This window comes from Janthinobacterium sp. C22, assembly GCF_057919405.1.
This window is the reverse complement of sequence record NZ_CP193659.1, coordinates 2,592,011-2,611,509: the sequence shown is the minus strand read 5'-3', so window position 1 is coordinate 2,611,509 and position 19,499 is coordinate 2,592,011. Positions and strand designations below refer to the sequence as shown.

At 65.8% G+C, this 19,499-nt stretch carries 15 protein-coding genes, 1 tRNA gene and 4 pseudogenes; 5 read left to right on the top strand and 15 right to left on the bottom strand.

Annotation, left to right across the window (positions count from 1 at the left end; translation table 11 throughout):
- Positions 1–13: 13 nt before the first annotated feature.
- The 5 genes and pseudogenes from ACRHIG_RS12065 to ACRHIG_RS12045 all read right to left on the bottom strand — a co-directional run bounded on the left by ACRHIG_RS12065 (position 14) and on the right by ACRHIG_RS12045 (position 3,169).
- Complete coding sequence (locus ACRHIG_RS12065; RefSeq protein WP_034750126.1) at positions 14–505, bottom strand: Hcp family type VI secretion system effector; 492 nt, start codon at positions 503–505, stop codon at positions 14–16.
- Positions 506–536: 31 nt separating this feature from the next.
- Positions 537–2,035, bottom strand: a pseudogene (gene tssC / locus ACRHIG_RS12060) (type VI secretion system contractile sheath large subunit).
- 1 nt (position 2,036) lies between these two features.
- Positions 2,037–2,545 (bottom strand): annotated as a pseudogene (gene tssB / locus ACRHIG_RS12055) (type VI secretion system contractile sheath small subunit).
- Between the two features lie 37 nt (positions 2,546–2,582).
- Positions 2,583–3,047 carry a hypothetical protein gene (locus tag ACRHIG_RS12050; RefSeq protein ID WP_489630285.1) on the bottom strand — a complete coding sequence of 155 codons (465 nt, stop codon included), beginning with the start codon at positions 3,045–3,047 and terminating at the stop codon, positions 2,583–2,585.
- Positions 3,044–3,169: a hypothetical protein gene (locus ACRHIG_RS12045; protein ID WP_489630284.1), complete on the bottom strand. Its 126-nt coding sequence runs from the start codon at positions 3,167–3,169 to the stop codon at positions 3,044–3,046. Before ACRHIG_RS12045 ends, ACRHIG_RS12050 begins: the two co-directional genes overlap by 4 nt.
- Positions 3,170–3,453: 284 nt before the next feature.
- Between ACRHIG_RS12045 and tssJ the strand changes: the two genes are divergently transcribed.
- From tssJ to icmH, 3 genes and pseudogenes are all read left to right on the top strand, one after another.
- Positions 3,454–4,053: a type VI secretion system lipoprotein TssJ gene (gene tssJ / locus ACRHIG_RS12040; RefSeq protein ID WP_489630283.1), complete on the top strand. Its 600-nt coding sequence runs from the start codon at positions 3,454–3,456 to the stop codon at positions 4,051–4,053.
- Positions 4,054–4,103: 50 nt separating this feature from the next.
- Positions 4,104–5,468, top strand: coding sequence for a type VI secretion system baseplate subunit TssK (tssK, locus tag ACRHIG_RS12035; RefSeq protein WP_489630282.1), 1,365 nt, complete (start codon positions 4,104–4,106; stop codon positions 5,466–5,468).
- Positions 5,465–6,249 (top strand): annotated as a pseudogene (icmH, locus tag ACRHIG_RS12030) (type IVB secretion system protein IcmH/DotU). The gene tssK and the pseudogene icmH overlap by 4 nt, the downstream one beginning before the upstream one ends.
- 14 nt (positions 6,250–6,263) lie before the next feature.
- Here icmH and ACRHIG_RS12025 read toward each other — a convergent pair.
- The 4 genes and pseudogenes from ACRHIG_RS12025 to ACRHIG_RS12010 form a co-directional block, all read right to left on the bottom strand.
- Positions 6,264–7,049, bottom strand: coding sequence for an OmpA family protein (locus ACRHIG_RS12025; protein WP_489630281.1), 786 nt, complete (start codon positions 7,047–7,049; stop codon positions 6,264–6,266).
- A 9-nt stretch (positions 7,050–7,058) separates the two neighbouring features.
- Positions 7,059–8,039 carry a type VI secretion system-associated protein TagF gene (gene tagF / locus ACRHIG_RS12020; RefSeq protein ID WP_475415429.1) on the bottom strand — a complete coding sequence of 327 codons (981 nt, stop codon included), beginning with the start codon at positions 8,037–8,039 and terminating at the stop codon, positions 7,059–7,061.
- A pseudogene (gene tssM / locus ACRHIG_RS12015) lies at positions 8,036–11,850 on the bottom strand (type VI secretion system membrane subunit TssM). The gene tagF and the pseudogene tssM overlap by 4 nt, the downstream one beginning before the upstream one ends.
- Positions 11,851–12,067: 217 nt before the next feature.
- A complete protein-coding gene (locus ACRHIG_RS12010; RefSeq protein ID WP_489630280.1) occupies positions 12,068–12,907 on the bottom strand; it encodes a M15 family metallopeptidase in 840 nt (279 codons plus the stop codon).
- A 138-nt stretch (positions 12,908–13,045) separates the two neighbouring features.
- On the opposite strand from ACRHIG_RS12010, the gene ACRHIG_RS12005 reads away from it, so the two are divergent.
- The gene (locus ACRHIG_RS12005; RefSeq protein ID WP_489630279.1) at positions 13,046–13,732 is read left to right on the top strand and encodes a hypothetical protein; all 687 of its coding nucleotides are present in this window, start codon (positions 13,046–13,048) and stop codon (positions 13,730–13,732) included.
- Positions 13,733–13,755: 23 nt separating this feature from the next.
- Here the strand turns inward: ACRHIG_RS12005 and ACRHIG_RS12000 are convergent, their stop codons facing one another.
- Positions 13,756–14,133, bottom strand: coding sequence for a VOC family protein (locus ACRHIG_RS12000; RefSeq protein ID WP_099411623.1), 378 nt, complete (start codon positions 14,131–14,133; stop codon positions 13,756–13,758).
- Positions 14,130–14,921, bottom strand: coding sequence for an alpha/beta fold hydrolase (locus ACRHIG_RS11995; RefSeq protein WP_489630278.1), 792 nt, complete (start codon positions 14,919–14,921; stop codon positions 14,130–14,132). Before ACRHIG_RS11995 ends, ACRHIG_RS12000 begins: the two co-directional genes overlap by 4 nt.
- Before the next feature lie 338 nt (positions 14,922–15,259).
- Here ACRHIG_RS11995 and ACRHIG_RS11990 point away from each other — a divergent pair, with 338 nt between their 5' ends.
- Positions 15,260–15,643: a hypothetical protein gene (locus ACRHIG_RS11990; RefSeq protein ID WP_475415434.1), complete on the top strand. Its 384-nt coding sequence runs from the start codon at positions 15,260–15,262 to the stop codon at positions 15,641–15,643.
- 152 nt (positions 15,644–15,795) lie between these two features.
- Here ACRHIG_RS11990 and ACRHIG_RS11985 read toward each other — a convergent pair.
- The 4 genes from ACRHIG_RS11985 to ACRHIG_RS11970 all read right to left on the bottom strand — a co-directional run bounded on the left by ACRHIG_RS11985 (position 15,796) and on the right by ACRHIG_RS11970 (position 19,413).
- A tRNA-Asn gene (locus ACRHIG_RS11985) sits at positions 15,796–15,871 on the bottom strand.
- A 343-nt stretch (positions 15,872–16,214) separates the two neighbouring features.
- Positions 16,215–17,513: an NCS2 family permease gene (locus ACRHIG_RS11980; protein WP_070282116.1), complete on the bottom strand. Its 1,299-nt coding sequence runs from the start codon at positions 17,511–17,513 to the stop codon at positions 16,215–16,217.
- 71 nt (positions 17,514–17,584) lie between these two features.
- Positions 17,585–17,986 carry a GtrA family protein gene (locus ACRHIG_RS11975; protein ID WP_475415435.1) on the bottom strand — a complete coding sequence of 134 codons (402 nt, stop codon included), beginning with the start codon at positions 17,984–17,986 and terminating at the stop codon, positions 17,585–17,587.
- Positions 17,987–18,126: 140 nt separating this feature from the next.
- Positions 18,127–19,413 carry a c-type cytochrome gene (locus ACRHIG_RS11970; protein WP_489630277.1) on the bottom strand — a complete coding sequence of 429 codons (1,287 nt, stop codon included), beginning with the start codon at positions 19,411–19,413 and terminating at the stop codon, positions 18,127–18,129.
- Positions 19,414–19,499: the final 86 nt, after the last annotated feature.

The following is a 19,499-nucleotide window of genomic DNA, read 5'->3' as shown; positions in this document are numbered from 1 at the left end:
CGCGCGCCATGGATCAAGCCACGCGGTTCGCGGCCAGGTCCCAGCCGCCCGAGGTATTGCCGCCGGCGCCGCCCGTCACCTTTTGCTGCGTGTATTTCCACTTCACTTTCGAGAACTTGAAGCCGACGTGTTCACCGAGGATGTCGCCCTCTTCCACGTTCGGCGTGACGGCGCCGATCAGCACATTCTCGATTTCGATCTCAAAATACTTAACGCGTTCGCCCTGGCCGTCGGCGCGCATGAATTCGAAGCGCGCCTTGGGGATGGTCTTGCCGGCCGAGCAGGTCTGCAGCAGCACCGGCGAGGCCAGGTCGGCCAGCTTGGAGATGACGATGTCCTTGTGCTCGCAGCGTTCGGCCGTGTGGCCGCCGCCCGTCGAGGCGGTGGCGGACTTCGGCTGCTCAACGCTCCAGCTGACCGATTTGCACTCGATCCAGTCCTTGTGCTTGTCATCGGTGGACTCGCCCTTGATGCCGTCTATCTGCAGATATACATCGATTGCCATGGTGTGCTCCTCTGGTTGAAAGATGGGTGAATCAGGAATTGGTCGACTTCGGCAACTCCGCGACCAGTCGGAGCGAAACGGATAATTCATCGAGCTGGAAGTGCGGCCGCAGGAAGGACACGGCGCGGTACACGCCGGGCCGGCCCGGCACTTCATGCACCTGCACGGACGCCTCGCGCAGCGGGAACTGCGCCTTCTGTTCCTGGCTGGCGTTATCGTCGAGCAGCACGTACTGCATCAGCCAGCGGTTCAAAAATCTTCCACGTTGGAGGCGGCGGCAAAGCTGCCGATCTTGTCGCGCATCATGGCCTTCATGTAGTGGGCGATGCGCGAAACGGCGAAGATGTACTGCAGCTGCGACGACAGCACCGCGTTGGCGTTGGCCGCGTCGCTGTTGTACTTGCGGCTTTTCTGCGCCGACTGCGCGCCGAAAAACGCCGCATACGCCGTGTTCTTGCAGTGCACCAGCGAGATGAAGCCCAGGTCCGACAATTCCTTTTCGCGGCGGTCCGTGATCGCCACTTCGGCCGGGCATTTCAGGGCCACGTCGCCCTCGTCCGTCTTGAAGGTGTGGGTCGGCAGGTCGTCCACCAGACCGCCGCCTTCCACGCCGCGGATGGCGGCGCACCAGCCGTAGTCGGCAAAGGCGCTTGTCAGCTTGCAGCCGAACGCATACGCGGCGTTACACCACAGGTATTTGTGATGGTCGCTGCCGTCGACTTCCTCGACAAAATTGAAGCCCTCGACGGTGGTGCCGTCGACGGGATTGAACGGCAGCCGGCCCAGGAAGCGGGGCAAGGTCAGGCCGACGTAACGCGCATCCTCGGATTCGCGGAAGGCTTTCCATTTCGCGTATTCGATGGTGTCGAACACCTTGGCCAGGTCGCGCGGCTTGCCCAGGTCGCCGTAGCTTTCCAGACCAAACAGTTCCGGCGCGGCCGAGGCGATGAACGGCGCATGCGCGGCGGCGGCGATGTGCGACATCTGCTCGACGAAATACATGTCTTCCGGCTGACGCGAGATGGCGAAGTCGCCCAGCAGCGCGGCGAACGGCGCGCCGCCGAAGGTGCCGAATTCCTCCTCATACACCTTCTTGAACATGCTGCTCTGGTCGAACTCCAGCGCGGCCTGGAAATCCTTCACCAGTTCGCGCTTGGTGGCGTTGAACATGCGGATCTGCAGCCGCGTGCCCGTGTCGGAATTGCCGACCAGGTAGCGCAGCCCCGTCCAGCTTTGCTCGAGCTGCTGGAACGGCGCCGCGTGCATGATTTCGCTGAGCTGGGCGGAGATCAGGCGGTCGATTTCCGCCACGCGCCCGTCCAAGGTGGCCGACAGGCTGCTGGACATCAGCACCGTGCCATCGAGCACCTGCGCCACCAGTTCCGAGATCAAATCGCGCGCGCGCGCATGTTCGGCGCCGGACTTGGCGACGCGGCTCTGCTCGACGATCTGGTCCAGCAAATCGGTGGCGGCCGGCGCATCGGATGCGGATACAGAGAGGGATTCTGGGGCTTCTGCCTGGGCGTTCATCTCAATCCTCCTGCGCTGGGAACTGCGGTTTCAGGGTGGCCAGGCTGTCCGTGTTGTTCAGCACTTCCGTCAGCAAGTCTTCCAGCTTGTCGTTGCCGGCCAGCTTGTTGCGCAAGTCGGCCAGCTTGGTGCGTGCCTCGAGCAGCTTGCGCAAGGGTTCGACCTGGCGCACCACCGATTCCGGACGGAAGTCGTCCATCGAGCGGAAATGCAGGTCGACGGCGAACGTGCCGCCCGCCTCGCTGAGGCGGTTCGGCACGGCGAAACGCGCCACCGGCTCCACGCCGGCCAGCACTTCGTCGAAGTTGTCGCGGTCGATGGCGACGAACTTGCGCTCCTTCAGGCGTTTTTCTCGCTGTCCGGATTGCCGCCAAAGTCGCCCAGCACGCCGACCACGAAGGGCAGCTCCTTGTTTTCAATCGCGTCGCCGATCTCGACGTCATAGGTCATTTGCACGCGCGGCGCGCGTATCTTTTGCAGGCGTTTTTGCACGCTGTCGGACTTGGGCATATCGCTTCCTTTGCAAGGAGATGGTGGGGATGCTAGCTTATTTCAGGCCGCTGAACGGGTCGGCCGCACTGCCTGGCGCCGCCGCGCCCTTCGCCGCCGGCGTGCCGGCACCGGCGGCGCGCTTGCCGGCCGCCGGGCGCCTGGCCGGCGGCAGCAGCACGTCCTCGCCGATGCTCGCGCGCAGCAGCTTGGCCAGCTCCTGCGCCTCCGAGCGCAGCGAGCCATTCAGATTGTTTTGCCGCGACAGGTCGGCCAGCGCCTTGCCGGACAGGCGCAAGCCGCTCACGGCGACGATGCTGTTGGCGACCTTGTCGTCCGGGTCGCGCTCCAGCGCTTCGAGCGCATGGCCGATGGCGTCGCCGTACTGGCCGCGGTCGAACTTCATCTGCGCCATCTGCAGCCACGGCGCCTTGTCGGCCGGGTAGCTCGTGCCGCCGCGCTGAAGCAGGGTCATGGCGCGCTCGTACTGGCCGGCGCGCGCGGCCGCATCGGCGTCGCTCATGACTTGCGCCAGCGTCGGCGCGGCAGGTTGAGGGGCGCCGCCTGCTCTGGCGTGGCGCAGGCGGCCAGCAGCAAGGCGCTGGCGAGGCAGGCAATACGGGGCAACGTGGTGGCTGGCTTCATCGGGGGCACTCCTTCACGTGGAGGACGCTACCGCTGGGAAAGATGGGCGGCGCCTTGGTGGAGGCCATTATTGATCGCCAATTTTTTGGCCAGATTGAGATTAATCAGCAAAGAAGAAGTTCCACATCACAGCCGTGTACAGCGACATGAATCCTGATCTGGCGCAGGAACTGCGTTGATCGCAGGCGGATCTTGCGCCAACGCAAGCAGGTCGCCACTGCATGCGTTTAAATGACTGCAGCACTTTTATTTCCTCCATTCACCTTGCAAAGCTAGCCCAGCCTATGCCATCTGACGCCCCGTTCCGCCGCCCGCTCCGCGCCACCGCACTATTGCTGCACGTGTCGCTGCTGGCCTTGCTGCTGGCCGGCTGTGCGGGCGGCGCCATCGGCACCCTGGCCAACGCGGCGCTGCAGATGGCGGGCGTGGCCAAGCCGCCGCCGGAACTGCCCGACGCGCAGCAGCCGCCGCGCAACGTCAGCATCCGCCTGCACGCGGCGCAGCGCCTCAACACGGATGCCGACGGCCGGCCGCTGGCGCTGGTGGCGCGCATCTACAAGCTACGCCAGAACGCCGCCTTCGAGCAGGCGCCCTACGACAGCTTCCTCGACGCACAGCGCGAAAAGGCGGCGCTGGGCGCCGACCTGATGGAAGTCAAAGAGGTGCTGCTGGTGCCGGGCCAGCGCTACGAAGTGCAGGAAAAAGTCAGCAAGGAAGCGTATTTCATCGGCGTCGTGGCCCTGTTCCGCGCGCCTGCGGCACAGCGCTGGCGCGCCACCTTTGCGGCCGCCGACGCGGCACGCGGCGGCATCACCATCGGCCTGCATGCCTGCGCGCTCAGCATCAGCGGCGCGTCCACGCCGCCGGCCGCGCGCTGCCAGTAAAGCAAACCAGTACAACGCAGCGGCGCACCACACATACAAGGAGAAACGAGATGGGCATGGCAGCGAAAGTCTTGTGGGGAGAAGGCCTGTTCCTGCGGCCGCAGCATTTCCAGCGCCAGGACCAGTATCACGAAGCGCGCCTGCATCACACGGCCAGCGCGCTGCATCCCTACCTGTGGGGCGTGGCGCAGATGCAGTGGGACCTGGCCGCGCTGAAGACGGGCACCCTGCGCCTGCACGCCCTGTCGGCCATCTTCCGCGACGGCGAAGTGTTCGAGGCGCTGGGCGACGGCGCGCCCGGCAGCGACACCCTGCCCCCTCCGGTCGACCTGGAAACGCTGCCGCCGGCGGTGCAGGAAGTGACGTACTACGCGGCGCTGCCCATCCTCAACCGCGAGGGCATGAATTACACGGCGCAGGCGGCGGGCACGCCGGCGGCCACGCGCTTTGCGCACGCCATGCGCGCCACGCCCGACCTGTTTACCGAGTCCGCCGTGGCCGACGTGGCCTACCTGAAGAAAACCGTGCGCCTGATTCCCGACAGCGAGGCGCGCGGCTCCTACGACTGCCTGCCGCTGATCGCCTTGCGGCGCACGGTATCGGGCGGCTTCGAGCCCGTGCCCTCGTTCATGGCGCCCAGCCTGGCGATCGCCGGCGCGCCGCGCCTGCAGGGCGTGCTGGAACACCTGCTCGACGCCTTGCAGGCGAAGGTGAGCGCGCTGCACGGCCACCACCGCGAACCGAGCCGCAACGTGATCGAATTCCGCTCGGGCGACGTGTCCTCGTTCTGGCTGCTGCACACGGTCAGCACGGCCGCCGCCGCGCTGATGCACTATGTGCGCCATCCGGCCCTGCATCCGGAGCGCCTGTACGAGGCGCTGCTGGGCCTGGCGGGCGGCTTGCTCAGCTACTCCAAGCATTACACCCTGGCCAGCCTGCCGGCCTACGACCACGCACAGCCGGGCGCCTGCTTCGACGCCATCGACGCGATCATCCGCGAACTGCTCGACACCGTCATCTCGTCGAAGTATTTTTCCATCGCCCTGCTGGAAGACAAGCCCTCATATCATCTGGGCAAGCTCGACTCGGGCAAGATCGACCAGCACACCACCCTGTACCTGGCGATACGCGCCGCCATGCCCGCCATCGAACTGGTGGAGGTGGTGCCCGTGCGCGTGAAAGTGGGCGCGCCCGACGACGTGGAAAAATGCGTGCTCACGGCCATGCCCGGCCTCAAATTGTCGCATGCGCCGCAAGTGCCGGCGGCCATCCCCGTGCGGCCCGACACCTATTACTTTGCGATTGAAAACCGCGGCGCCCTGTATGAACAAATGCTCAAGGCGCAGTCGATTTCCGTGTACGTGCCGGCCGGCATACGCGACCTGCAGCTGGAACTGATCGCGGTGACGGCATGAGCCAGCTCATAGAACGGCGCGCGGCGCCCTCCCTGCTGGGATCACGCGGCGCCGCCCCGGCAGGCGGCAGCCGGCATGCGGGCAGCGCCCTGCTGGACCTGATGCACGAAGGCTTTTACATGCTGTTCATGCTCAAGCACGGTTCGGCGCCCGGCGACGAGCAAAGCTTCATGGACCGCATCACGGCCTTCCTCGGCGACTTCGAACGCGAAGCGAAAAGATCCGCGCCGATGGCGACGATATCGAGGCGGCCAAGTATGCGTTCTGCGCGGCCGTCGATGAAATCATCCTCGCCTCGCCGTTCGCCCTGCGCAAGCAGTGGGAACGGCGCCCGCTGCAGCTGCTGATCTTCGGCGACCAGCTGGCCGGCGAGCATTTCTTCGACCGCCTCGACGCCTTGCGCGGCAAGGGCGCCATGCGCGTGCAGGCGCTGCAGGTGTTCCACATGTGTTTATTGCTGGGATTCCAGGGCAAGTATGCGATCGACGGCGGCGATAAACTCAGCTACCTGACGGCGCGTCTGGGCGACGAGATCGCCCACATCAAGGGCAAGAGCCGCGGTTTCGCGCCGCGCGCGGAACGCCCCGACCAGGTGGTCAACAAACGCGGCAGCGACGTGCCGCTGTGGGCCCTGTCGAGCTTTTTCGCCCTGCTGGCCATCAGCGCCTACCTGGGCCTGAAAACGCATCTGACGCGCGGCACGCAAACGACGCTGGCCGCGTATGCGGACCTGGTCAAACTGGCCCCGCGCCCTGCGCACCTGACGATCACCCTGCCCTGATCATTGCGCGCGGATCATTGCGCGATGCGGAACTCGATGCGCCGGTTCCGCGCCCGGCCATCGGCCGTCGTGTTGCTGGCCACGGGGCGGTCCGGCCCCTGACCCGACACCAGCACGGTATCGGCCGCGATACCCTTGCTGGCCAGGTAGGCGCGCACGGCTTCGGCGCGCGCCTGGCTCAGGGCCACGTTGCTGGCGCGCAGGCCCGTGTCGTCCGTGTGGCCGATCACCTCCACCTTGCGGCCCCGCAGCCTGAGCATGGCGGCCGCCATCTCGTCGAGGATGGCCAGGCCGGCCGGCGTGATGGAAGCCTTGCCGCTGTCGAATTCGATGATGCGCTTGTCCAGCGCCGCATCGAGCAAGCCCTGCTCGGCCTCGGCCGCCTTGATCCGCAAGCCGTTGTTGACGATGTAGGTGGGATTGAGACTGGTGGCGATGTCGCTGGCGATCTGCTGGCGCTGCGCCTCGTTCGCCACTTCGCCGCGCACGCTGACGTTGTTGCCGTCGATGCTGATCTGCCCCCGTGAAATGAGCTTCAGGTTCGGCGCGATCAGCTTTTGCACGTAGCCGTTCCAGTTGGCCGGCACGGCCACGTTGCCGATGGCGATCTGGTCGACCACGCGCTCGGCGCCGTACAGTTCGCGCAGGCGGGCCAGCACGGCCGCCTTGCCCGCCTCATCGGCCAGGGTGCCCGTGACGAGGATCTGCCCCGGCATCGGGGTCTGCGGCGCTTGCGCCTGCGCCTGGGCGGTGCAGGGAACGGCGGCGGCCAGCAGCAGGAAGAAAACGGTTGGTTTCATCGCAATCCTTCAGGCAAAGGTATCCGTGAACATGGCGCAGGCCGAGCGCAGCGACAGCTGCTCCTGCTGCAGGCAGGCGGAAAACCGGCGCAGCGCCGCAGCGCGTCCCAGCTGCTCCTCGACCCAGTCGAGCCGGTCGAAGACGATCAGCCTTTCGCTGCCGGCCTGCGGATCGATCAGCGCGCGCAAGCCGTGCGGGTCGGCGCCGCAAAAGCCGATCACCAGTACGGGCGCCTCGTCGAGGTGGGAAAAGAACAGCGCCAGTTCGAAATCGGCCTGGCGCAGGAAAGGCGCGATCAGGTGCAGCCAGAAGCTGGCCACCAGCTCGCGCAGCTGCGCCTCTTGCGGCAGCGGCAGCACCAGGCTTTTCTCCAGGCGCGGCAAGCCGCTCCGGCGCACCGGCTGCAGCAGCAGGCCCAGGCCCAGCAGCAGTTCGCGCACCGTCACGGGGAACGCGGGCGAAGCGAGCATCGTTTGCAAGCCATGCACGGTCTGCGCCTGCAGGAAGGCGGCCAGCCGCGCCGCATGGCACGGTGCGGCCGGTTCGATTTCCACCACGTTGCCGGCCAGCGCCAGCAGCGCCGGTCCCGGCTCGGCGCTGGCCACGATGCCCTGCGACAGCTGCTCCACGCGCTGCCAAAGCGGTGCCAGCGCCAGCGGGCTGCAGCCGACGAAGGCCTCGGCGTCGTCAACTTCCAGCGCGCCCATGGCCATGAAGGGAAAGCGCCGCAGCGACTGGTCATTGCTCGCTTCCAGGCGCCCGGCGATGGCGCGCCGGCTGCGCGTGCCGACGAAGGCAAAGCGCAGCGGCGGCAAGGCGTCGTAATTGAGCTTCCAGCGCGGCTCCGCCGTCAGCGCAGTCATGACCTGCGCCAGCCAGTCGTCGAGCAGCTGCACCAGCGCGTGGTTGTCGCAAGCCTTGATGAAATCGCCGCGCGCGGGGATCTTGCCGAAGTAGCCGAGACGCACCTGCTGTTGCGCGCGCATCATGGCGACACTCCCGCAGCCGCGGCGATGACCGGCACAGGAGGCGCAGCACCCACGATGGTCTCGGGCAGCTGCATGCCGCGAAAGCCCTGTTCCTGCACCGCAGTGGCGGCACCGGCGCCCGTCGTTTCCGCACTGCTGGTGATTTTCAGGTCGACCGCCACGGCCACCTCGCCGCGCGTCCAGCGCAACTCGAACACACCGCCGTCCTTGCGCTTCTTGGCCGCCGCATCGATCATGCGCTTCAGGCCGAACTGCCCCGGCTCGTTGAACAGCTCCACCGTGCGTCCGTCGAAGGTGACGGCCGTGATGCGCGCCCCTGCATGCCCGACGCGCCCTGCGGGCCCGGATGCACCATGTTCGTCCACTGCGCCGGCGTGTTGCGGTAGCGCAGCTGCTGGCCGTCGATCTCCACCGTGTATTCCAGGGTACCGGGCGCGGGCGACGGCTGGATCTGGAACACGGTTTGCGCCGCCGTCGAGGTGGCCGCCACGCCGCCCGCGCCCAGCGGCGCGATCCAGCCGGGAAAGCGCGCCACCACCTGCGGCGACAGGCTGATGCCCATGTCGGCCCAGGTGCGCGGCGCCAGCACGTCGCCGCGCCGCACCACCAGCGGGCCCATGGAGGTGGTGACGAATTTCGCCACCAGGCCTTCCGGGCCGAAGAACTGGCCGATCTCCAGGTTGCTCGCCTCGATGCGCGCCGTGGGCGCAAACGGATATTTGTTGGCCAGCGATTTCTGGAACGGCTCATACACCTGCGCCGCCCAGGTCTTGTTGATATCGAGTTCGGCCGGCGCGACGATGACGGCAAAGGTCTGCATCAGCGGGCGCACGAGGATGGGGCGTATCGCCTGCTTTTGCGCGTCGCTCATCCCCGTGAGCAGCTGCTCGTCGACCAGTTTCAGGGCGTCGGACAGCTCGGAACCGCTGCCCTCCAGGGTCTGCTGCATGAACTGGCGCGCGCCCGGCCCAGCGTCGCCCTGGTTCTTCAGCAGGTTCAAGCGGCTGCGCAGTTTCGACAGCGCTTCCAGGTAGGCGCGCATCAGCGAGCCATTGTTGTCCCTGGCCGCCACCAGCTTGCCCACGCCGGCAAATTCGCGCCCCACTGGCCCCATGGGTTTGTCCAGGCGCGCCGGATCGAGCTGCGCATTGACGCCGGGACTGGCCGTCAGCTGCGATGGCGCGCGGCGCAGCACGGTTTCCTTGAACCACGCGATGATGCCCCGCTCGGCCTTGCGCAGTTGGGCATTCTGCAGCGCCGGGTTGTCCCACGAGGTTTCCTCGTAGATGGCCGTCAGCAGCTTGGCGACCGGCGACGACTGCGGGTCGCCCAGGCGGTTCATCGCCTGCACGGCGCCGTCGAAGCCTTTCAGGTCGGCGACGGCCACGCCCTGCACGAATTTCTGCCACTCGCGCGCGTAGTCGGCCTTGTACATGGCCACCAGGTTTTTCTCGATCTGCTCCGGGCTGCCTTCCAGGGTCAGGTCGTCGGTGGAGGCGCTTTTCAGCACCCAGTCGGCGCTTTGCAGCTCGCGGTTGGCGGCGTCGCGAAATGCCCCTTCGACGAACTTTTCCCAGGCCTGGCGCGTAAAGGCGCCGGAGACGGCGTAGCTGCCCGCCAGCAGGGCCTGATCCTGTTCGCCGACGATGCGCGCCACCGTCATGCCGGGAAAGCGCGTCGAGGCGCGCGCCTTGACGTCGGCATACACGCGTTCGCGCGCCGGCATGCCGCGCACCACGCGGCGCAGGTTTTCGCGCGCCTGGTCGACCAGCGCCAGCTTCTGCTCGATGCGCGGCCAGGACGGGTCGCCGATCTGCGCCAGGTAAAACGTCAGCAGCCGTTCGGCGCTGCGTATCATCTGCTCGCGCGGCATGGCGCCCCGGTTGCCCTCCAGCCAGCCGCGCCAGAAACGCGTCATCTGGTCGTTCAGGTGGCTGCTCTCCGCATGCGTCTTGTCGGCCAGCATCAGATAGGTTTTCAGCGCGTTGTAGGCGTCTTCCACATTCGTCGCGCTGGCCGCCTGGTACTGCACGCTGCGCGGCGCGGCGGGTGCTGCAGCGGGCGATGCGGCGGCCGGCGTCTGCGGCGTGCGCGCCGTGGGCTGCAGCTGGTCGGCGCTGGCGTTCATTTCGAACAGCAAGGCTTCCAGCGCGCCCGCCACGGGGGTCAGCATGACCTGGCGCGCGCCGGCGAAATATTCCTCGCGCAGTTTGCGCTCCAGTAGATCGCCCTGGTACAGGCCCAGGCGCAAGGACCACGGCCTTTGCTCCCGGTACGCTTCCAGCTGCTCGATGCGGTCCTGTAATATCTCGAGCGCTTCCAGGCGCGACTGCAAGTCCAGGCGCTTCTCCTGCAGCTTCACCACCTTGTTTAAATCAGCCTCGACGTTGGCCACCAGTTGCCGGTTGCCCAGGTAGGACCAGCTCCAGCCGCCCAGGCAGGCGCCCAGCGACACGGTGGCGGCAAAGAACACGGCATATTTGAAGCGCAGCCTGGCGCGGTTGGCGTAGTTGGCCACCAGGTGCTTGTCGGCAAAAATGACCTTGCGGAACAGCTCCAGCAGGAAATAGCCGTGCTGGCGCGCGCCCGATGGCACGGCGGCCGGGGCCGGCGCGAAGGCCAGGTCGAAGCGGCGCGCCACCTGCTGCGAGGAGGCACTGACGGGCTCGCCCTCCTGCAGCGCGCTGGTGAAATAAAAGCCGCGGAACACGGGCTGGAACTGGAACGGATTTTCCTCGAACAGGGTGGCGATGAAGGCACGCAAGGCCGGCTTGACGGCGGCAAATTCCAGCGGGAACGTAAACACGCCCGGCGCCATCGTGTTGCGTTGCCGGTGCGCCATGTTGGCCAGGCTCAGCTCCGTCAAGCCATCGTGCAATTCATCGAAACTCTGGTCGAAAAAACTCAGCAAGTCGGCCGTGGGCAGCTGGCGCTGGTACGGCATGGTGGCGCCCCAGACGCGCTCGCGCTCGCTGCGTTCGGCGTCCGCGAAAAACTCCGTGAAGCCGGCAATCAGGTCCGCCTTGGTAAATACGATGTACAGGGGCGCGAACACTTCCAGGCGCTCGATGACGTCCTGCACGCGCTTGCGCAGGCTGCGCGCCAGTTGCATGCCGACGTCGGGGTCGCCCTTCAATTCGGCGATGCTGACGGCGATGAGGATGCCGTTGATGGGCGCCTTGCGCCGGTATTTTTTCAGCAGGTCGAGAAAGCCGAACCACTCGCCCCGGTGCTCGTCGACGACGGAGTAGCGCCCTGCCGTGTCGAGCACGATGCCGTCCGTGGTGAAAAACCAGTCGCAGTTGCGCGTGCCCCCCACGCCTTGCACGATCTTGCCGTCGGCGAAAGGAAATTGCAGGCCCGAATGCAGGATGGCGCTGCTCTTGCCGGCGGCCGGATTGCCGATGATCATATACCACGGCAATTCGTACAGGGCGGCGGCGCCCGACTTGAGGCCCAGCTTGGACGTCTTGATGGTATCGATGGCGGCCAGCATGCCCGTGCGCACCGCGTCGAGTTCGCCATGCTGGGTGTTGTTGGCCGTCGATGCCGAGGCCGCTTGCGCCGCGGCGATCTCGGCCTCGTTGAGGATGGCCTGGCCCAGCGCCTGCGCATCGCGCCGCGCGCGTCGCCTGCGCCACAGCCACAGGCCCAGCCAGGTGAGAAAAGCCAGCAGCAGCAAGGCCAGCGCCCAGACCAGCGCCACTTCCAGCACCTCGGCGCCCAGGTACAGGGACACGGCCAGCGCCACGAAGCCGAAGATGGTCAGATTGCGGCTATCGGTGAGGAAATGCCAGAGTCGTCGCAGCATGATGAGCCCAGGGTGAGGTCGCAAAGCAGGAGGAACGCCGCCGCGCAGCGAGGCGGATTCGGCCCATGCTGACAGCAATGCGGCGCGCCTTTGTTGACATATGACAAGTTCCAGGTGCCAGCGCGCGGCAGGCGCCGGCATGCCATTGACGCTGCGCAAGCAAGCTTGCAGCGGTGAAATGCGGGCCGGTACGCGGCGCTAGAATGGCTGGCGCGGCTTACTTGCCCAGCACGCGCGGTTGCGGCAATTCCGTGTGGCCAAAATCCATCATGGTCCAGCGCCCGCCCCAGCGCAGCCCCACCGATTCGGCCGTCACGCCATATAAACGGTAGCCGCGCATGGCCCAGGCATCTTTTTCAGAAATGATGAGCTTTCCTTCATGCATGAATGCGCAATCGGCGGCCAGGCCGTACTGGTGATAGCTTTGAAACGCCCTGGCGTTCGTCACGTTCGGCCCGGCCGCCGCCAGCTGGTCCTGGCGCGCCGGGCTGCGGTAGCCTTCCAGCAAGACCATGTCGTAGCCATGCACGTCCTTCATGATCTTGAAGACCAGCAGCAGGCGCTGCGCGAAATCGTGGTCGAGCAATTGCCAGTTGCGGCTGGCGCCGCCCAGCAGCGGACGCAGCTGCGTCACCTCCGCCGTGGAAAACAGCAGCGGCGGCAAGGCTGGCGGCGGCACCAGCTGCTCGCCTTTCAGCAAGTCGCTGACCTGGTCATTGATCACGTGTTGCTGATCGGCATAGCCGCGCAGGGCGATGCGGTCGCTGGACAGCCAGGCCAGCAGGGGCGGCACGATGACCAGCACGCCCCCCGCCAAACTCAGCCAGCGATGCCGCCACAGCAGCCGCCATGCGCGCGACATGCCCGAGCCCGTGTGCCGCTGCACGCGCTGCCATTGCGCGCCGCCGCCCCGCTGCAGCCCCTGCGCGCGCCGCTGCATGCGCCAGCCCAGGTTGACGAGCGTGTGCAGCACGATGGCGCGGCCGCCGGGAAACAGCAGCAGCCAGCAGGCAAAACAGGCGAGCAGGAAATACATCAGGATCAGGGCGACGAACATGGGACGCTCCGTGAGGGAATCGGCGGGACCGGGCAAGTCATTGCTCGGCGGTATCGCTAGATCGTAGGCGTCCGCGGCCCGCATGAGCGCGGTTTACATCAAGGTCAGTCGAATTTGATCCACTGCGGAGGTGATATTTTGTCTTTACTGAAAACCGGGGATGGCCAGGCACGCGGTCCTGACCTGCTGAGCAAGGCCGGCGCGGCTGGCGCGCGCATCGAAGGCAAGGGCATCCTGTCGCAGCTCGAGCACGGCGTCGCCGCACCCGCGGCCATGCCGGCCCTGCGCTGGCGCCCCGGCTGGCGGCACGGCGCCGCCGGCGCGCTGTGCCTGGCGTTGCTGGTAACGGCCGTGCTCGCCTACGACACGGAGGTGCCGCCCCTGCCGCCGGCGCCCGCCACAGCCATGACCGAGATTCCGCCCGTGCCAGCAGCAACGGCGCTGCCGCACGCGGAGCAGGCGGCCACCATCGTCAATACGGCGGGACCGCCCTTGCCCGCTGCGGCCGCCGCGAACGCCAGCGCGCCGCACAAGACGCCGCCGCCCGCGCGCCAGGCGGCCGCCCGCCCACAGGGGACGAGGCCGGTTGCCGCGCCCGGCGACAGCGACGTCGCCTTGCTGACGGCGATGGTGGCCCATGCGCACCGGCAGGAAGGCACGGCGCCGCCCGTGCGCGACGTGGTGCTGCGCAGGCAGGAGCAGGGACAGGAACACGAAACGGCGGAACTGTTGCGGCGCTGTCAGCAGCTGGGCCTGATCGAAGGCATGCTGTGCCGCTCACGCATCTGCTCGGGCCGCTGGGACAGCGATCCCGCCTGCCATTGAACGCCTGGGCGCCGTATGCAACCTCAGGCGCGCTCGGACACTTCGATCAGGTTGCGGTCCGGGTCGCGCAGATACACGGAGCGGATGGGCCAATTGGCGCCCGTGCGGGACACTGGTCCTTCCTCGATGGCAATGCCCAGCGCCGCCAGATGGGCGATGAACACGTCCAGCGGCACGGCGGCGATGAAGCACAGGTCCAGCGCGCCGGGCGTGGGCAGGTCCGCCTTGGGCAGGAATTCCTTGCCGGCTTCATGCAGATTGATCTTTTGCGCGCCAAACTTGAAGGCATGGCGGCCGGCGCCAAACGTTTCCAGCTGCATGCCCAGCACGCGCGTATAGAAATCGATGCAGGCCGGCTTGTCGCGGGTGGTCAATACCAGGTGATCCAGGTGGTCTATCATATAGTTTTCGGGTGAGCGGCCGCGTCCATGCGGCCTTGCAAGAAGCCTTCCATCAGCGCCAGCAATGCCTGCGGCTGCTCCTGGTGCGGCGTATGCCCGCACTGCTCGACCATGGCGGGCACGGCGTTGAGCGCCTGCGCCACGATCGTATCGACCTGGGCCGCGCTGCCGTACTGGTCCTCGCTGCCCTGCACCACCAGCGCCGGGCATTCGACGGAGGGCAGCAGATACTCGATGTTCCAGAACTGGAAGCCATAGCTGAGCCAGGTGTCCGACCAGGCCTTGAAGATGGTTGCCGTCTTGTCGCCATGGTATTTCGCCAGCGCGCGCAGCTTGCCCGCGCCAAACGCCGCGTCCGCCCCGCGGATGCCGTCGAGCGTGATGCCTTCGACAAACACGTGCGCCGCTTCGGTGATGATGCCGCGCAAGCGCGGCGGCTGCTGCGCCGCATAGATCAGGGCGATGCTGCCGCCATCCGAGTGGCCGACGAGAAAATGGTCCTGCCCCGGCAGCAGCGCCGCGAGCACTTGCGGCAGCTCGCACAGCGCGTAATCGTGCAAATAATGGAGCTGGCGGCGCGCCGCCAGCGGCGACGACAACCCATAGCCGTGACGGTCATACAGCAAGCCGCGGCAGCCCGTCGCCTGGCATAGCTGCGCGGGAAAATCTTTCCACATTGCACAGCAACCGAGCCCCTCGTGCAGGAATACCAGGCAGGGCTTGGCGGGGTCGCCCTCGATCAGCTCGTAATAGATATCGGTTTCGGCGCTCAGGTTCAGTATCGGCATGGGCTAGGTTCGCAAGGGGTTGCGTATCGGCAGGTCGGCTGGGCCTATTGTGCCATTGTCCTGCGCGCCATGCGTGGCGCCCCCGTAAAAATAGCCTGCCGGAAAAGATCTAGCCCCCTGCCTGCAAGGTGTTTGCGCCAGCACAAGTTCGCACCGTTTTTCCGCCGGCGCCGCGCACTTTCCGCCCCCGTGTATGCCTAGAATGGCTTACTCCAACAGCATGGAGCAGGCGGCTACCTTATCAGCCAGGACGTGACACTGGCCGTCACGGCAACAGATAGGGCGTCTTGCCGCACGACGACAGGCGCGGCGTCCAAACTATCGATCAGGAGTACATCATGGAAATGAAAGTAGAACATCGCACCGGCAGCAACCTGGCACTGGATGAAACCGATGCGCCGATGGAACAGGAAGGCCAAAGCGCCCAAGGCGCGGCCGCACAGGACTTGAACCTGAGCCCCGCCGCCTTCACCACCTACTACACGTGGACGGCCAATGGCGTGCATCCTTCGGTCAACTTCGTCAACGCCAATGTGCACGCCAATTCGCGCGTATTTCTCAACATCAGCGAATATAGCGCGAATCCCCAGGACCGTTTCATTGGCGCCGCCCGCATGGCCGTGTACAACATCGCACCATATAACGGCGGCTTCCGGGCCTGGGTGGAAATCTCCTGGGGCAGCCCGCTCAAGGTGCGTTTCGACGTGTTTGTCGATCCCTGATCAGGGGCTCGCCGCGCCTGCCCCCGCCACCCGCGGGCCGGCATCGCGCAGGCCGTTGATGCACTGACGGGAAGGAAAGCGTGAATGGGAAACCGTGCGCGCATGACAAAAGGGCCGCGTGTTGCCACGCGGCCCTTTGCTACTGCTTGTTCTGGCTCCCCGACCTGGACTCGAACCAGGGACCTGCGGATTAACAGTCCGTCGCTCTACCAACTGAGCTATCAGGGAAAGGAGGCCGCATTATATACGTCAAAATTTCCCATGTCCAGTTGTTGCTGCATGACCGGCCAAAACAGGCCCTTACGCCAGCAAGCATAGGGGCAACGGGTGCGCCGCCGCGCGGACATGCGCTTGCAAGACTCGCCTTGCCCCTGGCTGGCTGCGCTCGCCCGGCATGACAGGATCAAGCGCATCCCCGGCGGACCAGCCCGGCAGCGGCGTCAGCTCGTGGGACATTGCCGGGCAGATGGCGGCGGCGTGCGCTTCGACGGCAGCGCCCAAAGACAAGGCCGCCCTGCTGGTGCGCGGGCGGCCTTGTCTTTGCAACGGCAACTGCTTGCCGGCAAACCCGCTATTCGCCCAGGTAGATGAACTTGAAGAGGAAGATGGCGGCGATGATGTAGGCCACCACCGATACCTGCTTGCCCTTGCCCGTCAACAGTTTCAATACCGCATAGGTGATGAAACCGAAGGCCACGCCGCTGGCCACCGAATACGTAAACGGCATCATCAGCGCCGTGATGGCGGCCGGGATGCTTTCCGTGCTGTCATCCCAGTCGATGAAGGTCAGTTCGCGCAGCATCAGGCAGGCCACGTACAGCAGCGCGGGCGCCGTCGCGTACGGCGGCACCGTGTGCGCCAGCGGGGCGAAGAACAGGCTGCCCAGGAACAGCAGCGCGACGGCCACGGCCGTCAAGCCCGTGCGACCGCCCGCTTGCACGCCGGCCGCGCTTTCCACGAAGGCCGTGGTGCTGGACGTGCCCAGGCAGGCGCCGGCGGCGATCGCCGTACTGTCGGCCAGCAAGGCCTTGTTCATGCGCTCCATCTTGCCGTCTTTCAACAAGCCGGCACGGTTGGCCACGCCCATCAGGGTGCCCGTCGCATCGAACAATTCCACCAGGAAAAATACCAGCACCACGTTGACGATGCCGATCGACAGCGCGCCCATGATGTCGAGCTTGAACAGGGTCGGCTCGATGGCGGGCGGCGCCGAGACGATGCCGTTGAACTGGTTGCCGCCGAAGAAGAAGCTGGCGACGGTGATGGTGAGGATGCCGATCAGGATGGCGCCCGGCACTTTCAGGCGGTCCAGCGCGACGATGATGAAGAAACCGAGGATGGCCAAAATGGGCGCCGCCTGGTGCAAGTCCCCCAGCGCGATGATGGTGGCGGGGTTCGACACCACCACGCCGGCGCTTTTCAGGGAAATGATGGCCAGGAACAGGCCGATACCCACCGTGATCGCCGTGCGCAGCGCGGGCGGGATGCTGTTGATGATCATTTCGCGCACCTTGAACAGGCTGACCAGAATGAACAGGCAGCCGGAAATGAAGACGGCGCCCAGCGCCACTTCCCAGCTCATGCCCATGCCCTTGACCACCGTGTACGAGAAGTACGCATTCAGGCCCATGCCCGGCGCCAGCGCGATCGGGTAGTTCGCGTACAGGCCCATGATCAGGGTGCCGATGGCGGCCGCCAGGCAGGTGGCGACAAACACGGAGTCTTTCGGCATGCCCGCGTCGCCAAGGATGGACGGGTTGACGAAGATGATGTAGGCCATCGTCAGGAACGTGGTCAGGCCGGCCAGCAGCTCCGTGCGCACATTGGTCCCGTTGTCCTTCAGTTTGAAATAGCGTTCCAGGAACTGCATGATTAATCCCTTGTTTTGGTAAAACCGCGCGCCTGGTCTTGGACTATGCGCATCTCTTTTCTTGCAACTATTTATTTGGTCGCTGCACCGGTCGGCTTGAAGGCCCACCAGCGGCTGCCCGCGAAATTCCAGACCAGCCCGATGCCCGTCGCCAGCACCTGCGCCAGCCAGTAATACCAGCCCAGCTGGTGCACCAGCAGCCACATCAGCCCCGTATTGATGCACCAGCCGATGCCCAGCAGGGTGAAATACTTGCTGGCCGCCTCGCCGTGCCCCTTGTCGCTCTTAAACGTGAAAAAGTAATTGAGGAGGTAGTTGACGACGGAACCGAGGATGTAGCCGATGCCGGACGCGGCGGCGGCGCTGATGCCGGCCCATTCCACGCCGCCCCACAGCACGCTGTATTGCACGGCCGTGCCGGAAGCGCCGACGGCGGCGAAACGCAAGAATTGGTGATGCAGGGAATGGGACATTGTCAATTTTCAAATGAAGCGAAAACAATCGCCAGGATCGGGCCAGAATAAAAAATGGCTACGATTGCTCGTAACCATTTTTCAGCCTGCATTTTACTGCAAGTTGCGCCCAACGTTCATATTCGCCGCCGTTTCGACACTTATTCCTTGCCTTGACGGCGCCGGCGCAGCCATACAAACAGCGCGATCAGCAGCAATATACCCACGATGCCGCCCGGCAGCATGAACGGCTGCACGCGCGCCAGCAGCGGTTTTTCGCCGCCGCTGCGCGCCTGCGCCACATACGCGGGCGTCACCGACACGTCCGGGTTGCCATACTGTTTCAGCACGTAATTGGCGATCGAGGCGATCTGCTCGTCCGTCAACGGCTGCACGTACGAGCGCTGGTCGAAACGGGGCATGAACGCTTCGTGCTCTTCCCCTTCGATCTTGCGCTCGACGCCAAACAGGATGGCCGAGACCAGGTTGGCCGGCGTGTTGCCGCCCGTCGCCGTGTTGTTGAACAGGGCCGGATAACTTTGCCCCGTGCTGCCGGCGCCGCTGGCCGAATGGCAACTGGCGCAATAGCCGGAAAACAGCACGGCGCCGCTATTCAAGGAATGGCGCTCGGTGGCAGCGGCCATGCCGCGCAATACCGCTTCCTCGCTGGCGGCGCTGCCGTGGCTGAAGGCCGCCCTGGCCTGCCCCGGCGCACGCACGGGCGGCACCGTGCGCAGCCACGCGACGATGGCGGCCACGTCGTCGTCGCGCAAGAATTGCAGGCTGTTCTGGATGGCTTCGGCCATGCCGCCCGCCGCCTGCCCCTTGCCTTCCACGTGCCCCGTCTTCAGGTAAGCCGTGAGTTCCGCATCCGTCCACGCGCCGATGCCGCTGACCTTGTCGGACGTGATGTTGGGCGCATGCCAGGAACCGAGCGAGGCGCCCGCCAGGGTCTGGCTGCCGATTTCCGCCATCAGCGCGTTGCGCGGCGTATGGCAGGCGCTGCAGTGCGCCAGGCCTTCGGCCAGGTAGGCGCCGCGGTTGATCTGCGCGCTCTTCGCCGGATCGGGCACGAAGCGTTTATTGTCGAGGAACAAGGTATTCCAGCCCAGCATGGACAGGCGCACATTGAACGGGAATGGCAGGGCCGTCTGGCGCGCCGCTTCATCGACGGGCTGGACGGCCTGCATGAAGTAGTAATACAGGTCGCCCGCGTCCGCGTCCGTCAGCTGCGCATAGCTGGTATAGGGCATGGCCGGGTACAGATGGCTGCCGTCGGCGCGCACGCCTTCGCGCAGGGCGCGGGCAAAGTCGGCCTCCGTGTAATGGCCGATGCCGCCCTTTTTCGATGGCGTGATATTCGTCGCATAAATCGTGCCCAGGGCGAATCGATGGCGTAGCCGCCCGCATACGGCTTGCCGCCCGCTGCCGTATGGCAGGCCATGCAATCGGCCGCGATGGCCAGGTAGCGGCCCCGCTCCAGGCGGGCATCGGGCTTGGCGGCTGTGCTTGCGGCCGGCGCGGCCGGACGGTC

Excerpts from the sequence above, each read along its gene's own strand:
- ACRHIG_RS12065 (WP_034750126.1), bottom strand. The coding sequence starts at position 505 with ATGGCAATCGATGTATATCTGCAGATAGACGGCATCAAGGGCGAGTCC.
- ACRHIG_RS12050 (WP_489630285.1), bottom strand. The coding sequence starts at position 3,047 with ATGAGCGACGCCGATGCGGCCGCGCGCGCCGGCCAGTACGAGCGCGCC.
- ACRHIG_RS12045 (WP_489630284.1), bottom strand. The coding sequence starts at position 3,169 with ATGAAGCCAGCCACCACGTTGCCCCGTATTGCCTGCCTCGCCAGCGCC.
- tssJ (WP_489630283.1), top strand. The coding sequence starts at position 3,454 with ATGCCATCTGACGCCCCGTTCCGCCGCCCGCTCCGCGCCACCGCACTA.
- tssK (WP_489630282.1), top strand. The coding sequence starts at position 4,104 with ATGGGCATGGCAGCGAAAGTCTTGTGGGGAGAAGGCCTGTTCCTGCGG.
- ACRHIG_RS12025 (WP_489630281.1), bottom strand. The coding sequence starts at position 7,049 with ATGAAACCAACCGTTTTCTTCCTGCTGCTGGCCGCCGCCGTTCCCTGC.
- tagF (WP_475415429.1), bottom strand. The coding sequence starts at position 8,039 with ATGATGCGCGCGCAACAGCAGGTGCGTCTCGGCTACTTCGGCAAGATC.
- ACRHIG_RS12010 (WP_489630280.1), bottom strand. The coding sequence starts at position 12,907 with ATGTTCGTCGCCCTGATCCTGATGTATTTCCTGCTCGCCTGTTTTGCC.
- ACRHIG_RS12000 (WP_099411623.1), bottom strand. The coding sequence starts at position 14,133 with ATGATAGACCACCTGGATCACCTGGTATTGACCACCCGCGACAAGCCG.
- ACRHIG_RS11995 (WP_489630278.1), bottom strand. The coding sequence starts at position 14,921 with ATGCCGATACTGAACCTGAGCGCCGAAACCGATATCTATTACGAGCTG.
- ACRHIG_RS11990 (WP_475415434.1), top strand. The coding sequence starts at position 15,260 with ATGGAAATGAAAGTAGAACATCGCACCGGCAGCAACCTGGCACTGGAT.
- ACRHIG_RS11980 (WP_070282116.1), bottom strand. The coding sequence starts at position 17,513 with ATGCAGTTCCTGGAACGCTATTTCAAACTGAAGGACAACGGGACCAAT.
- ACRHIG_RS11975 (WP_475415435.1), bottom strand. The coding sequence starts at position 17,986 with ATGTCCCATTCCCTGCATCACCAATTCTTGCGTTTCGCCGCCGTCGGC.